Annotated in this window: 12 protein-coding genes; 8 read left to right on the top strand and 4 right to left on the bottom strand. The window is 71.2% G+C overall.

Going from position 1 to position 13,612, the window contains the following annotated elements:
• The first annotated feature begins 134 nt into the window (after window positions 1–134).
• The 5 genes from GTY56_RS04310 to GTY56_RS04290 all read left to right on the top strand — a co-directional run bounded on the left by GTY56_RS04310 (window position 135) and on the right by GTY56_RS04290 (window position 5,620).
• Window positions 135–2,078, top strand: a complete 1,944-nt coding sequence (locus GTY56_RS04310) for a S53 family peptidase (RefSeq protein WP_161362622.1) — start codon at window positions 135–137, stop codon at window positions 2,076–2,078.
• A 79-nt stretch (window positions 2,079–2,157) separates the two neighbouring features.
• Window positions 2,158–3,912: an NAD+ synthase gene (locus GTY56_RS04305; RefSeq protein ID WP_161362620.1), complete on the top strand. Its 1,755-nt coding sequence runs from the start codon at window positions 2,158–2,160 to the stop codon at window positions 3,910–3,912.
• Window positions 3,913–4,076: 164 nt separating this feature from the next.
• Entirely contained in the window at window positions 4,077–4,379 is a 303-nt protein-coding gene (locus GTY56_RS04300; RefSeq protein ID WP_161362618.1) for a metalloregulator ArsR/SmtB family transcription factor, read from the top strand.
• The gene (locus GTY56_RS04295; RefSeq protein ID WP_161362616.1) at window positions 4,376–4,768 is read left to right on the top strand and encodes a VOC family protein; all 393 of its coding nucleotides are present in this window, start codon (window positions 4,376–4,378) and stop codon (window positions 4,766–4,768) included. Before GTY56_RS04300 ends, GTY56_RS04295 begins: the two co-directional genes overlap by 4 nt.
• Before the next feature lie 90 nt (window positions 4,769–4,858).
• Complete coding sequence (locus GTY56_RS04290) at window positions 4,859–5,620, top strand: haloacid dehalogenase type II (RefSeq protein ID WP_161362614.1); 762 nt, start codon at window positions 4,859–4,861, stop codon at window positions 5,618–5,620.
• Window positions 5,621–5,649: 29 nt separating this feature from the next.
• Here the strand turns inward: GTY56_RS04290 and GTY56_RS04285 are convergent, their stop codons facing one another.
• The 4 genes from GTY56_RS04285 to GTY56_RS04270 all read right to left on the bottom strand — a co-directional run bounded on the left by GTY56_RS04285 (window position 5,650) and on the right by GTY56_RS04270 (window position 10,545).
• On the bottom strand, window positions 5,650–6,867 hold the full coding sequence (locus GTY56_RS04285; protein ID WP_161362611.1) for an MFS transporter: 1,218 nt from the start codon (window positions 6,865–6,867) through the stop codon (window positions 5,650–5,652).
• A 136-nt stretch (window positions 6,868–7,003) separates the two neighbouring features.
• On the bottom strand, window positions 7,004–8,056 hold the full coding sequence (locus GTY56_RS04280) for an endonuclease/exonuclease/phosphatase family protein (RefSeq protein WP_161362609.1): 1,053 nt from the start codon (window positions 8,054–8,056) through the stop codon (window positions 7,004–7,006).
• Window positions 8,057–8,235: 179 nt separating this feature from the next.
• A complete protein-coding gene (locus tag GTY56_RS04275; RefSeq protein ID WP_346345416.1) occupies window positions 8,236–8,874 on the bottom strand; it encodes a TetR/AcrR family transcriptional regulator in 639 nt (212 codons plus the stop codon).
• Between the two features lie 69 nt (window positions 8,875–8,943).
• Entirely contained in the window at window positions 8,944–10,545 is a 1,602-nt protein-coding gene (locus tag GTY56_RS04270) for an MFS transporter (RefSeq protein WP_161362605.1), read from the bottom strand.
• A gap of 212 nt (window positions 10,546–10,757) precedes the next feature.
• Between GTY56_RS04270 and panB the strand changes: the two genes are divergently transcribed.
• From panB to GTY56_RS04255, 3 genes are all read left to right on the top strand, one after another.
• The gene (gene panB, locus GTY56_RS04265) at window positions 10,758–11,633 is read left to right on the top strand and encodes a 3-methyl-2-oxobutanoate hydroxymethyltransferase (protein ID WP_033312546.1); all 876 of its coding nucleotides are present in this window, start codon (window positions 10,758–10,760) and stop codon (window positions 11,631–11,633) included.
• A gap of 145 nt (window positions 11,634–11,778) precedes the next feature.
• Complete coding sequence (locus tag GTY56_RS04260; RefSeq protein WP_161362603.1) at window positions 11,779–12,798, top strand: efflux ABC transporter ATPase subunit, DrrA-related; 1,020 nt, start codon at window positions 11,779–11,781, stop codon at window positions 12,796–12,798.
• Window positions 12,795–13,610, top strand: coding sequence for an ABC transporter permease (locus tag GTY56_RS04255; protein WP_161362600.1), 816 nt, complete (start codon window positions 12,795–12,797; stop codon window positions 13,608–13,610). The genes GTY56_RS04260 and GTY56_RS04255 overlap by 4 nt, the downstream gene beginning before the upstream one ends.
• The last annotated feature ends 2 nt before the right edge of the window (window positions 13,611–13,612 follow it).

Here is a 13,612-nt window from a genome sequence, read left to right as displayed (position 1 = left end):
CTGGCGGTCTCTTGGGCTCTTCTTGAGCTGCGTAGGGCGCTTCGTGGGCTGCGCAATTCCCTTGCATGAACGGTTCATCGCGAGAGTGGCGACCGTCGAGTGATCCACTCGCGACGAACCGCACAGGGAGTTCCATGAGATCCAACCGCGCCTCGGTGCGCGCCGGGGTGAGCATGGCAGCGACACTGCCGATGCTCGCCGGTGCGCTGGCGCTCGGCATGCCCGCGGCGCACGCCGCCGGCCACCCGCTCCGTGACCTGCTGTCCGGGACCCGCCCCGAGTGGGCCACGGCCCGCGCGGACCGGGGCGCCACCTCCGACGGCGCCCGGGTGTCGGCCCGGGTCTACCTCGCCGGCAGGAACGCCGCCGGCCTCGCCGCCTACGCGCAGGCCGTCTCCGACCCGGGCTCGGCCTCGTACGGCACGTACCTGACGGCCAAGCAGGCGCAGGCCCGCTTCGGTGCGACCAGGGCCCAGGTGGCGGCCGTGAAGTCCTGGCTGACGGCGTCGGGCCTGAAGGTCACCGGCGTCACCCGGCACTACGTCTCCGTCAGCGGTGACGTGGCCGCCGCCGAAGAGGCGTTCGGCACGCAGCTGCACAACTTCGCCAAGGGCTCGAAGACGTACCGCGCCCCGGCGAGCACCGCCTCCGTACCGGAGGGCCTGGCCGACGCCGTCCTGACGGTGACCGGGCTGGACAACGCGCCGCACATGGCCACGCACGACGATCAACTGCCGCCGCCGGACACCGTGTTCCGCAATGCCGGGCCGTTCTCCTCGTACTACGGCTCGAACACCGCGAGCACGCTCCCGGACGCGTACGGCAAGAAGATCCCGTACGTCGTGAAGGGCTACACGGGCAAGCAGCTGCGGGCCGCCTACGGCGCGGGCACACGCACCGGCAAGGGTGTCCGGATCGCCATCACGGACGCGTACGCCTCTCCGACGATCGCCTACGACGCCGGCACGTACGCCAAGCGCAACGGCGACGCGGCGTGGAAGACCGGCCGGCTGCACCAGGTGCTGCCGGAGAAGTACACGAACACCAAGGACTGCTCGGCCTCCGGCTGGTACGGCGAGGAGACCCTGGACGTCGAGGCGGTGCACGCGGTCGCCCCGGCCGCGGACGTCACCTACGTCGGCGCCGCCTCCTGCACGGACGGCGATCTGCTCGACGCGCTCGGCAAGGTCGTCGACAGCCGCCTGGCCGACATCGTCTCCAACTCCTGGGGCGAGGTGGAGGCCGCACAGACCCCGGACCTCGCCGTCGCCTACGACCAGGTCTTCCAGCTGGGCGCGGTCGAGGGCATCGGCTTCTACTTCTCCTCCGGCGACGACGGCGACGAGGTCGCGAGTTCCGGGACGAAGCAGGTCGACTCCCCGGCCGACTCGGCGTGGGTCACCGCCGTCGGCGGCACCTCGCTGGCCGTCGGCAAGGGCGACACGTACCTGTGGGAGACCGGCTGGGGCACCGACAAGGCGAACCTGTCGGCCGACGGCAAGAGCTGGACCGGCTTCCCCGGCTCCTTCACCTCCGGCGCGGGCGGCGGCACCAGCAGGACCGTCGCCGAGCCCTCCTACCAGCAGGGCGTGGTGCCGGACGCGCTGGCCGAGGCCAACGGCGCGGACGGCAACCGGGTCGTGCCCGACATCGCGGCGGTCGCCGACCCGAACACCGGCTTCCTGGTCGGGCAAACGCAGACCTCGCCGGACGGCAGGTCGCAGGCGTACAGCGAGTACCGCATCGGCGGCACCTCGCTCGCGGCCCCGACGATCGCGGCCGTCCAGGCGCTGGCGCAGGAGGCCCGCGGCGGCAAGGCGATCGGCTTCGCCAACCCGGCGATCTACGCCAAGGCCGGCTCGAAGGTCTACCACGACGTCACCGACGACCCGACGGGCTCCGGTCTCGCCGTGGCTCGCGTCGACTTCGTGAACGGCTACGACGCCACCGGCGGTCTGACCACGTCCGTGCGCAGTCTCGGCAAGGACAGCTCGCTCGCGGCCGTGAAGGGCTACGACGACGTCACCGGCGTGGGCTCACCCGCGAAGGGCTACGTCGAGTCGTACCGGCGCGGCTGACCTCCGCGAGGGGACATGGGGTGGTGTGGGGTGACTCACACCACCCCATTGTGTCGCACTGACGATTACACTGGGCGGCGTGCCTCAACTACGTCTCGCCCTGAACCAGATCGACGCCGGCGTCGGCGACCTCGCCGGGAACACCGAGTCGATCGTCCGCTGGACCCGGCACTCCGCCGAACAGGGAGCGCATCTCGTGGCGTTCCCCGAGATGGTGCTGACCGGGTATCCCGTCGAGGACCTGGCGCTCAGGTCGTCCTTCGTGGAGGCCTCCCGCGCGGCGCTGCGTTCTCTCGCCGCGCGCCTGGCCGAGGAGGGCTTCGGAGAGCTGCCGGTGATCGTCGGCTACCTCGACCGCAGTGCCACCGCCCAGCCGAAGTACGGCCAGCCGGCCGGCGCGCCGCAGAACGCGGGTGCGGTGCTGCACCGCGGCGAGGTGGTCCTCAACTTCGCCAAGCACCACCTGCCGAACTACGGCGTGTTCGACGAGTTCCGCTACTTCGTGCCCGGCGACAGCATGCCGGTGCTGCGGGTGCACGGCGTGGACGTCGCCCTGGCCATCTGCGAGGACCTCTGGCAGGACGGCGGCCGCGTCCCCGCCGCCCGTTCGGCGCAGGCGGGCCTGCTGGTGTCGATCAACGCCTCCCCCTATGAGCGCAACAAGGACGACACGCGCCTGGAGCTGGTCCGCAAGCGGGCCCAGGAGGCCGGCTGCACCACGGCGTACCTGGCGATGATCGGCGGCCAGGACGAGCTGGTGTTCGACGGCGACTCGATCGTCGTCGACAAGGACGGCGAGGTCGTGGCGCGGGCGCCGCAGTTCTCCGAGGGCTGCGTGGTCCTGGACCTGGACCTGCCGGCGGCGTCGGCGGACGCGCCGGCGGGCGTGGTCGACGACGGTCTGCGCATCGACCGCGTGGTGCTCTCCGAGGAGCCGCTGCCCGCGTACGAGCCCGAGCTCACGGGTGGTTACGCGGACCGTCTGGAGGACGACGAGGAGGTCTACTCCGCGCTGGTCGTCGGCCTGCGGGCGTACGTCGCGAAGAACGGCTTCACCTCGGTCCTGATCGGCCTGTCGGGCGGTATCGACTCGGCGCTGGTCGCGGCGATCGCGTGCGACGCGGTGGGCGCGCAGAACGTGTACGGCGTGTCGATGCCGTCGAAGTACTCCTCGGACCACTCCAAGGACGACGCGGCCGAACTGGCCCGCCGTACGGGGCTGAACTACCGCACGGTCGCGATCGAGCCCATGTTCGACGCCTACATGGGCTCGCTGGGACTCACGGGCCTGGCGGAGGAGAACCTCCAGTCGCGTCTGCGCGGCACGCTGCTCATGGCGATCTCCAACCAGGAGGGCCACATCGTCCTGGCCCCCGGCAACAAGTCGGAGCTCGCGGTCGGCTACTCCACGCTCTACGGCGACTCGGTCGGGGCGTACGGCCCGATCAAGGACGTCTACAAGACGTCGGTCTTCCGCCTCGCCGAGTGGCGCAACCGGGCCGCCCGGGAACGCGGTCAGACCCCGCCCATCCCCGAGAACTCCATCAGCAAGCCCCCGAGCGCGGAACTGCGCCCGGGCCAGGTGGACACGGACTCGCTGCCCGACTACCCGGTGCTCGACGCGATCCTGGAGCTGTACGTCGACCGGGACCGGGGAGCCGACGAGATCGTGGCGGCCGGGTTCGACGCGGCGCTGGTCGCGAAGACGCTGCGCATGGTCGACACGGCCGAGTACAAGCGGCGCCAGTACCCGCCGGGCACGAAGATCTCCCCGAAGGGCTTCGGGAAGGACCGACGGCTGCCGATCACGAACGGATGGCGGGAGTCGCTCTGACGGGCGGAGTCGCCGCTCTGACGGGCGGAGTCGTTCCGACGGGCGGGGCCATTCCGACGGGCGGGGCCATTCCGACGGGCGGGTCCGGCTGACGGGAGGGGCCGGCTGACGGGAGGGGCCGGAAGGACTTGATAGGCAAGTGAATACTTGCCTATCTTGGAGTCGTGGCCGACGACCTTTTCAAAGCCTTGGCCGACCCCACCCGTCGCACCATCCTCGACGAGCTCGCCGAGCAGTCCGGGCAGACACTGTTCGAGATCTGCTCGCGGCTGAGCATGAAGCACCGGCTCGGCATCTCGCGTCAGGCGGTCTCCCAGCACCTCGCGGTGCTGGAGGCCGCCGGGCTCGTCGAGACGAGGCGGGAGGGCCGCTGCAAGTTCCACGACCTGAACACGGCCCCGCTCCGGCAGATCACCGAGCGATGGCCGGCACCCGACCCCTCCGGACCGGAAGAGAGCCCGTCATGAGGATCCAGCTGACCAGCGTCTTCGTCGACGACCAGGCCAAGGCCCTGCGCTTCTACACCGAGGTCCTCGGCTTCGTGAAGAAGCACGACGTCCCGGTGGGCGGGACGGACCGCTGGCTGACGGTCGTCTCCCCCGAGGAGCCCGGCGGCACGGAACTGCTCCTGGAGCCCGCCGGCCACCCGGCCGTCAAGCCCTACCGCGACGCGCTCGCCGCCGACGGCATCCCGCTCGCCCAGTTCGCCGTCACCGACGTCCGGGCCGAGTACGAGCGCCTGAGCGGCCTCGGCGTCCGCTTCACCCAGGAGCCGTTGGAGATGGGCCCCGTCACCACGGCCGTCTTCGACGACACCTGCGGCAACCTGATCCAGATCGCGACCCAGCCGCAGTAATCGCCGTCACCACCTTGACCGGTAACAACACCTGGTGTCACCATCGTCACCTGCTCAAGCGGTGACACACCGACCGGTGCGGGAGAACAGATGGCGGCGATCCACGACATCGAGGTCGTCGTCTTCGACGTCCTGGGCACCATGGTCGACGAGCCCGGCGGGCTTCGATCTGCGGTACGGGAAGCGACCGGCCTGTCCGGCCCGACGGCCGCCGACGGGCCCGTCGCCCTGTGGCGGCGGTACTGCGAGCAGGAGCAGGAACGCGTCCGCCAGGGGCAACGCCCGTACGTGAGCACGGAGGTGCTCGACGCCGAGGCCGCCCGGCTGGTGGCCCGGCACGCCGGGGTGACCGACCCGGGGGCCGTCGCGCGGCTCGCCACGGCGGGGCGGCGGCTGCCCGCCTGGGACGACTCCGCCGCCGGGCTGGAGCGGCTCTCGCGGCGATACCCCGTGATGGGGCTGTCCAACGCCGGCCGTACGGCCCTGCTCCACCTCAACGCGCACGCCGGGCTGCGCTGGCATCCAGCTCTGTCCGCCGAGGCGGTCGCGGCCTACAAGCCGGCGCCGGAGGTCTACCGGCTCGCGCTCGACAGCGCCGGATGCCCACCCGAACGGGTGCTGATGGTCGCCGCCCACGCCTGGGACCTGCGCGGCGCGCGGGCGGTCGGCATGCGCACCGCCTACGTCCACCGGCCGGCCGGGGACCCGCCCACAGACTCCGACGACTTCGACGGGCGGTTCGACGGACTGGACGACCTGGTCAGCGCACTGACGAGCCGTCAGGCAGAGGCGGTCGGACAGCGCGCCCGTCTCGTACCCCGGTCAACGGAAACGGCAGCACGCGGGATCTGATCCCGTGTGCTGCCGTGTGCCGGGAGCCGTCAGTGGTGCACCGCTCGGGCCTCCTGCGGGACGTGGCTCGCCACGATCCGCTCGCGCCCGGCGACCGGGGCCCGGCGCCGGTCCACCGCGTAGGCCAGCGACGCCACGGCCAGACCGAGGACGGCCAGGGCCACACCGGCCAGGGCCGGGGAGGTGACGCCGAAGCCCGCGGCCAGCGCGAGGCCGCCGATCCAGGCGCCGCCGGCATTGGCCAGGTTGAAGGCGGCCTGGTTGGCCGAGGAGGCCAGGGACGGGGCCGAAGAGGCCTTCTCCATGACCATCAGCTGGAGCGGGGAGCCGGTGGCGAAGGCCGCCATGCCGAGCAGGGTCACGGCCACGGCGGCCGTGAGCTCCGTGCGCATCAGCAGCGGGAACAGCGCCAGTACCGCCACCAGCGCGGTGAGGCCGCCGAACAGCGTGCCCCGCAGGGAGTGGTCGGCCAGGCGTCCGCCCAGCAGGTTGCCCGCGGTCGCGCCGACGCCGAACAGCGCCAGCAGCAGGGTGACGCTGGCGTCGGCGTAGCCGGCGGCGTCCGTGAGCATCGGCGTGATGTAGCTGTAGGCGGCGAAGAGCGCTCCGAAGCCCGCGACGGTCGTGCCGAGCGACAGCCAGACCGGCAGGGAGCGCAGGGCGGCGAGTTCACCGCGCAGGCCCCTCGCGGTGGTGTGCTCGTGGTCGTGCGGGATGAGGAACGCGAGCGCGGCGATCGCCGCCAGGCCGATGGCGCTGACGCCGAGGAAGGTCGCCCGCCAGCCGAGGTGCTGGCCCATCAGGGTCGCGACCGGCACGCCCGCGACGTTCGCGACCGTCAGGCCGAGGAACATCAGCGAGACCGAACGCGCCTTGCGTTCGGGGGCGACCATGTTCGTCGCGACGACGGCGCCCACGCCGAAGAAGGCGCCGTGCGGCAGACCGCTCAGGAAGCGGGCGGCCAGCAGCCAGCCGTTGTCGGGCGCGAGGGCCGACAGGGCGTTGCCCACGACGAACAGCCCCATCAGGCCGATCAGGACCGTGCGCCGGGACATCCTGGCGGTGACCGCGGCCAGCAGCGGGGCGCCGATGACGACGCCCAGCGCGTACGCCGACACCAGGTGGCCGGCGCTGGGTATCGAGATGTTCAGGTCGTCCGCGACGTCGGGCAGCAGCCCCATCATCACGAACTCGGTCGTACCGATGCCGAAGGCGCCCACGGCAAGGGCGAGCAGGGCCAGGGGCATGAAGGAGCCTTTCGAGTCTTGCTTGGAGATCCGTACGCGTATGTTCAAGTACGGAACAAAGTCTCGCAGGCGCACTATTCCGCGCGGTGACGCCGAGGTCGCCGATTTCTGACGGAACTGCCTTGACCAGCGGTTTTCAGGAACCGCTTGTGGTGACCCTCACACGAGCCGCGACCGGCAGATGGTCGCTCCCCGTCTGCGGGAGGGTCCACGAGCTCTCCGGCTTCAGGCCCCGCACCATGATCTGGTCGATGCGCGCCATCGGGAACGACGCCGGCCAGCTGAAGCCGAACCCGTTGCCGGCCGCGCCCTGCGTGGAGCGCATCTGGGAGGTGACGGCGTTGAGCGCGCGGTCGTTCATGGTGCCGTTCAGGTCACCGAGCAGGACGACGTTCTCCAGCGGTTCGTGGGCGATGGCCTCGCCCAGGTAGTCGGCGCTCCGGTCGCGCTGGCGGGCCGTGAAGCCGGCCTCCATCTTCACGCGCACCGACGGCAGATGGGCGACGTAGACCGCGACCTGCCCGGACGGTGCGGTCACGGTGGCGCGCATCGCGCGCGTCCAGCCCATGTCGAGGTCGACGTCCCGCACGCCGCTCAGCGGGTACTTGCTCCACACGCCGACCGTGCCCTGCACGGAGTGGTAGCGGTACGTCGGCGCCAGCGCCTTCTCGTACGTCGGGACGGCGTCCGGCGTCAGCTCCTCCAGGGCCAGCACGTCCGCGCCGGAGGCGGCCACGTCCCGGGCGGTGCCGGCCGGGTCGGGGTTGTCGGCGTTGACGTTGTGCGTGACCACCGTGAGGTCGCCGCCGGTCGCGGTCTTGTCGCTGAGCTGGCCGCCGAAGAGGTTCAGCCAGACCACGGACGGCAGCACCACCGCGATCAGCGCGGTCGCGGACTTGCGGACCAGGGCGAGGACGAGCAGCACCGGGACCAGGAGCCCCAGCCAGGGCAGGAACGTCTCGGTGAGACTGCCCAGGTTGCCGATGGTGTTCGGGATGCGCGAGTGCAGCACCATGACCAGGGCCAGCAGGACCGCGCACGCGGCGACGACCAGTCCGCGCCGCCAGATCCGCGGGTCGCCCCGCCAGGGGCCCACCAGCCGGTCGAACAGGCGCCGAAGCCGGGTTCCCCGGTGCTCGGGCCCCGAGCCGCCGTTGTCCGTCTCCGTCATGTACGCCTGCTGCGCCATACCGTCGCCTCACTGCCTGCCGTGCACACCATCGCCCCCGTGTCCTTACGACCCTAGGGGATGATCCGTTCCGTTCCCGCCGTCCTGCGACGGCCGTACGGGGGCGATGACGTCCGAGCCCCCGAGGAGAGTTCCGGTCCCGCCCGCCGAAAGCGCCGTCTGTGACGAAACGCGCACACTCACCCGGGCGGCCGGGACTCGGAACTGACGGGGCGTAGGCCTTCGAGGAGCGTGTCGACGACTCGGTCGGCGAGGTCGTCGGGGAGGTCGGCGTCGGTGTGCAGCGCGGCGCGGAGGAGTATCGGGCCGACGAATATGTCGTTCAGCAGTTCGAGGTCGAGGTCCGTGCGCAGTTCGCCGTTCTCCTGGCCGCGGCGCAGGACCTCCAGGCCGAGCCGGCGCCGCGGGGCGACGACGGTCGCGTGGTACGCCGCCCAGAGTTTCGGGCTGCTCTTCATCTGGGCCTGCACGCTGTGCAGGATCGCCGAGGAACGGTTGGCCAGGCCGCGCCGGCGCACCTGTTCCAGCAGGACGACGAGGTCGTCACGCATGGAGGTGCCGGGGAGCGGCGGGTCCGGGGGTTCGGCGGCGCGTACGACGTCGACGAAGAGTTCCTCCTTGCCGCTCCAGCGGCGGTAGATGGTGGCCTTGCCGACGCCCGCGGTGCGGGCGATGCGCTCGATGGACAGCTCCGCGAGGGGCACACCCTCCTCCAGGAGCCTCATCACGCCCTCGATGATCGCGCGCTCGACGGCCTCGCTTCTGGGGCGGCCCCTCGCGGGAGCGTCGGGCGGAGTGTGCCGATCGGCGAGGCTCACGTCGCTGCGTCCTTCCTGGCGGGGTGGAGACCGTTCCCGGCTGCGCGGGGAGTGCATTCTCCCGCAGGCCTACGAACCCGTGTGCGACAACTCCTTGTCCCCCTGCGCCCGCTGGGACGACGGCGGCCTGCCCGGCAGGAACAGCGCCACGACGACCGCGCCGATCAGGGCCACGCCCGCGCCCCACAGGGCGGTGACGTGCATCGCGTGCAGGAACGCGTCGTGGGCCGGGGCGACGAGGGACGCGCCCCGCGGGCCCAGCTTGTCCGCGACGCCGAGCGTGCCCTCGATGGACTCACCGGCGGTGTGCCGCAGGGCCGGGGGCAGGACGCCGAGCCTGTCCTCGATGCCCGTGCGGTAGGCCGTGGACAGCACCGAACCGAGGACGGCGACGCCGAGGGCGCCGCCGACCTGCCGGAAGGTGTTGCTGAGCGCGGAGGCGGACCCGGCCTTCTCGCGGGGCAGGGCCTGCATGATGACGACGCTGACCGGCGTCATGATGTGCGCCATGCCGGCACCCATGAGGAAGAAGATCACTTCCAGGATCCAGATGGGCGTGTCCCCGTCCAGCGTGGCGAAGGCGGCCAGCATGGCGGCGATGACGGCCATGCCGCCCGTGGTCGTGACCCGGTTGCCGAAGCGGTCGACGACCAGCCGGGCGCGCGGCGCGAAGATCAACTGGGCGGCGGCCAGCGGCAGCATCAGCAGACCGGTCTGCAGCGGCGAGTAGCCGCGCACGCTCTGCGTGTAGAAGACGGAGAAGAAGGTCACGCCCATCAGCGCGAAGAAGACCAGCGCGACGGCGGCGATGGCGGCCGAGAAGACCTTGCTCCTGAAGTACGTGACGTCTATCGACGGATGGTCGCTGCGCTTCTCGAACACGACGAAGGCGACGAGCACGGCGAGGCCGGCGCCGATGGTCGCCAGCACGGTCGCGTCGGTGAAGTCGGCGAGCTGGCCGCCCTTGATGATGCCGTAGACGAGCAGGACCAGGCCGACGACGGACAGCACGACACCGACGGGGTCCACCCGGCCCGGGTTCGGATCGCGCGAGTCCGGCACCAGCCAGAGCATCAGCGCGAGCCCGAGCAGCACGATCGGCACGTTGACGAGGAAGACCGAGCCCCACCAGAAGTGGTCGAGCAGGACACCGCCGGTGATCGGGCCGATGGCGACGGCGAGGCCGACGCCGCCCGCCCAGATGCCGATGGCCTTGGGCTGCTCCTCGCGCTCGAAGACGTTCATGAGGACGGCCAGCGTGGCGGGCATCACGAACGCGGCGCCCAGGCCCATCACGGCCCGGAAGGTGATCAGCTGGCCGGGCGAGCCGGAGAACGCGGCGAGCGCCGAGCCGATGCCGAACACGGCGAGGCCTCCGAGCAGCACCTTCTTGCGGCCCAGCCGGTCGCCGAGCAGTCCGGCGGTGAACAGCAGTCCGGCGAAGACGAGGGTGTAGGCGTTGATGGCCCACTCCAGCTGGCTCTGCGTGGCGCCGAGCCCGGTGGGGGCCGGGGTGGAGATCGTCTTGATGGCGACATTCAGGATCGAGTTGTCGAGCACGACGATCAGCAGGCTCAGCATCAGCACGCCGAGGATCGCCCAGCGGCGCCGGTGCACCGCTTCCGGTACGCGCGGGCCGGTGGGGGCGGCCGGTTCGGCAGGAGTAGTCATGGCACCGAGCCCAGAAGTATTTCGATACGAGACCGTCTCGTATTGGAATTCTCTTACCGGGATCTTACGCGGCGACCGCGTCCGGGCCCTCGCGGACGCGCGGACGGAACTCACAGGGGCTCCCCTAGCCCTCGATGACACGAGGTGCCACCATGGACGTGGTCCGGGGACGCCGTCAGGGCGCCTCGAGATGACGTGTTAGGAGCCGTGCCATGACGCAGCTTCCGGCTGCCCAGACTGCTCAGATGAAGCCCTCCGGCAGCGGCAGGGCGCTGTACGGGGGCAAGGGCACCCGCCGTATCACCGTGCGCGACATCGCCGCCGCCAAGGAGCGCGGCGAGAAGTGGCCGATGCTCACCGCGTACGACGCCATGACCGCCTCCGTCTTCGACGAGGCCGGGATCCCGGTGATGCTCGTCGGCGACTCAGCGGGCAACTGCCACCTCGGGTACGAGACGACCGTGCCCGTCACCCTCGACGAGATGACGATGCTGTCGGCGGCGGTCGTACGGGGCACCTCGCGCGCCCTGATCGTCGGCGACCTGCCTTTCGGCTCCTACCAGGAGGGCCCGGTGCAGGCGCTGCGCTCGGCGACCCGGCTGGTGAAGGAGGCGGGCGTGCAGGCCGTGAAGCTGGAGGGCGGCGAGCGGTCGCACGACCAGATCCGGCTGCTCGTCGAGTCCGGCATCCCGGTCATGGCGCACATCGGCCTGACCCCGCAGTCGGTCAACGCGATGGGCTACCGCGTGCAGGGCCGCGGCGAGGAAGCGGCCCAGCAGCTGCTGCGGGACGCGAAGGCCGTGCAGGACGCGGGCGCGTTCGCGGTGGTGCTGGAGCTGGTCCCCGCGGAGCTGGCCGCCGAGGTGACGCGGGTGCTGCACATCCCGACCGTCGGGATCGGGGCGGGCCCCGAGACCGACGCGCAGGTGCTGGTGTGGACCGACATGCTGGGTCTGACCGGCGGGCGGGTGCCGAAGTTCGTGAAGCAGTACGCGAACCTGCGTGAGGTCATGGGCGACGCGGTGAAGGCGTTCGCCGAGGACGTGGTCGGCGGAACGTTCCCGCAGGAGGAGAACTCCGTCCACTAGGACCTCACAGAGAGCCACAGCGGTACCACGGACAGCCCGTCGATCTCCCCCAGTCGACGGGCTGTCCCCTTTCGCCGGCACCACCGACAGCGGGTGTCGGCGGCTTGTCGGTGGTTTGTCGGTGGGTCCTGGAACCGTCTGTGCCATGACGCGAATCGACACACAGACCAGCGGCGCCGCTGTCACCGTGCGGGGGCTGGTGAAGCACTACGGGGAGACCAAGGCACTGGACGGGGTCGACCTGGAGGTGCGGGAGGGCACCGTGATGGGGGTGCTCGGGCCGAACGGGGCCGGGAAGACCACCCTGGTGCGGATCCTGTCCACCCTGCTGGCGCCCGACTCGGGGCAGGCCATCGTGGCCGGGTACGACGCCGTACGGCAGCCGCGGCAGCTGCGGCGGGTGATAGGGCTCACGGGCCAGTACGCGTCCGTGGACGAGAAGCTCTCGGGCTGGGAGAACCTGTACATGATCGGGCGGCTGCTCGATCTGCCCCGCAAGGAGGCCCGTGCCCGGGCCGACGGGCTGCTGGAGCGCTTCTCGCTGACCGAGGCGGCCAAGCGGCCGGCGGCGACGTACTCCGGGGGCATGCGGCGCCGGCTGGACCTCGCCGCGTCGATGATCGGCCGGCCGGCCGTGCTCTTCCTCGACGAGCCGACCACCGGCCTCGACCCCCGCACCCGCAACGAGGTGTGGGACGAGGTCAAGCGCATGGTCGGCGACGGAGTCACCGTGCTGCTCACCACCCAGTACATGGAGGAGGCCGAGCAGCTCGCCTCCGAGCTGACGGTCGTCGACCGCGGCCAGGTCATCGCCGGGGGCGCGATCGAGGCGCTGAAGGCGAAGGTCGGCGGCCGTGCGCTGCGGATCCGCCCGGCCGACCCCACCCACCTGCGGCCCCTCGCCGGCGCGCTGGACGAGCTGGGGATCACCGGGCTCGCCACCACGACCGTCGACACCGACCGGGGTGACGTCCTCGTGCCGATCCTCAGCGACGAGCAGCTGACGGCCGTGGTCGGCGCGGTCACCGCGCGCGGCATCACGCTCTCCTCCATCACCACCGAACTGCCCAGCCTGGACGAGGTGTTCCTGTCCCTCACCGGCCACCGTGCCAGTGCCCCGCAGGACGCCATGCCCGCCGAAGACCTTCAGGAGGCCGCCGTATGAGCGCCGTCACCGTCAACGACGCCGCCACGGACGCCCGTATCCCGCTGCGCGGCCATCTGCGCCACACCGGCGCCCTGATCCGCCGCAACCTGCTGTGGATCCGCAAGGACCCGGAGTCGATGGCCGACGCGCTGCTGATGCCGGTCATCTTCACCCTGCTGTTCGTCTTCGTCTTCGGCGGCTCGATCGGGCAGGCGCTGGGCGGCGGACAGGACCGGTACGTGCAGTACGTGATCCCGGGCATGATCGCGATGATGAGCATGACGCTGTCCCAGGGCGTCGGCACCGGCTTCAGCCAGGACTTCAACTCCGGTGTCATGGACCGTTTCCGGTCGCTGCCGATCGGGCGCGGCTCGGTGCTGTTCGCGAAGATCTCGGTGGAGCTGCTGCGGATGCTGTTCGCCACCGCCGTGCTGATGATCGTCGCCGTGGCCGTCGGGTTCGAGATCACGAACTGGCCGGGGCTGCTGGCGGCCGTGGCCCTGTCCACGGCGTTCGCCTCGTCGATCATGTGGGTGTTCCTCACCCTGGGCGTGATCCTGAAGAACGCGCAGTCCGTGCAGGCGATGGGCTTCCTGGTGCTGTTCCCGCTCCAGTTCGGCTCGTCGATCTTCGCGCCGACCACGTCGATGCCGGGCTGGCTCCAGGCGTTCACCGACTACAACCCGCTGTCGACCCTCGCGGACGCCGCGCGCGGGCTGATGGTGGGCGGGCCGGTCGCGCACGACCTGTGGGTGACGCTCGGCTGGTCGGTGGCGATCACGGCCGTGATGGCGCCCGTCGCGATCCACAAGTTCCGCACGAAGAACTGACC

The sequence above is a fragment of the Streptomyces sp. SID5643 genome (assembly GCF_009872555.1).
Lineage (GTDB): Bacteria > Actinomycetota > Actinomycetes > Streptomycetales > Streptomycetaceae > Streptomyces > Streptomyces iakyrus.
The sequence above is the reverse complement of the archived record's forward strand: the minus strand, read 5'-3'. Positions and strand labels throughout refer to the sequence as shown.

Excerpts from the sequence above, each read along its gene's own strand:
- GTY56_RS04310 (WP_161362622.1), top strand. The coding sequence starts at position 135 with ATGAGATCCAACCGCGCCTCGGTGCGCGCCGGGGTGAGCATGGCAGCG.
- GTY56_RS04295 (WP_161362616.1), top strand. The coding sequence starts at position 4,376 with ATGAGGATCCAGCTGACCAGCGTCTTCGTCGACGACCAGGCCAAGGCC.
- GTY56_RS04290 (WP_161362614.1), top strand. The coding sequence starts at position 4,859 with ATGGCGGCGATCCACGACATCGAGGTCGTCGTCTTCGACGTCCTGGGC.
- GTY56_RS04285 (WP_161362611.1), bottom strand. The coding sequence starts at position 6,867 with ATGCCCCTGGCCCTGCTCGCCCTTGCCGTGGGCGCCTTCGGCATCGGT.
- GTY56_RS04280 (WP_161362609.1), bottom strand. The coding sequence starts at position 8,056 with ATGGCGCAGCAGGCGTACATGACGGAGACGGACAACGGCGGCTCGGGG.
- GTY56_RS04270 (WP_161362605.1), bottom strand. The coding sequence starts at position 10,545 with ATGACTACTCCTGCCGAACCGGCCGCCCCCACCGGCCCGCGCGTACCG.
- panB (WP_033312546.1), top strand. The coding sequence starts at position 10,758 with ATGACGCAGCTTCCGGCTGCCCAGACTGCTCAGATGAAGCCCTCCGGC.
- GTY56_RS04260 (WP_161362603.1), top strand. The coding sequence starts at position 11,779 with ATGACGCGAATCGACACACAGACCAGCGGCGCCGCTGTCACCGTGCGG.
- GTY56_RS04255 (WP_161362600.1), top strand. The coding sequence starts at position 12,795 with ATGAGCGCCGTCACCGTCAACGACGCCGCCACGGACGCCCGTATCCCG.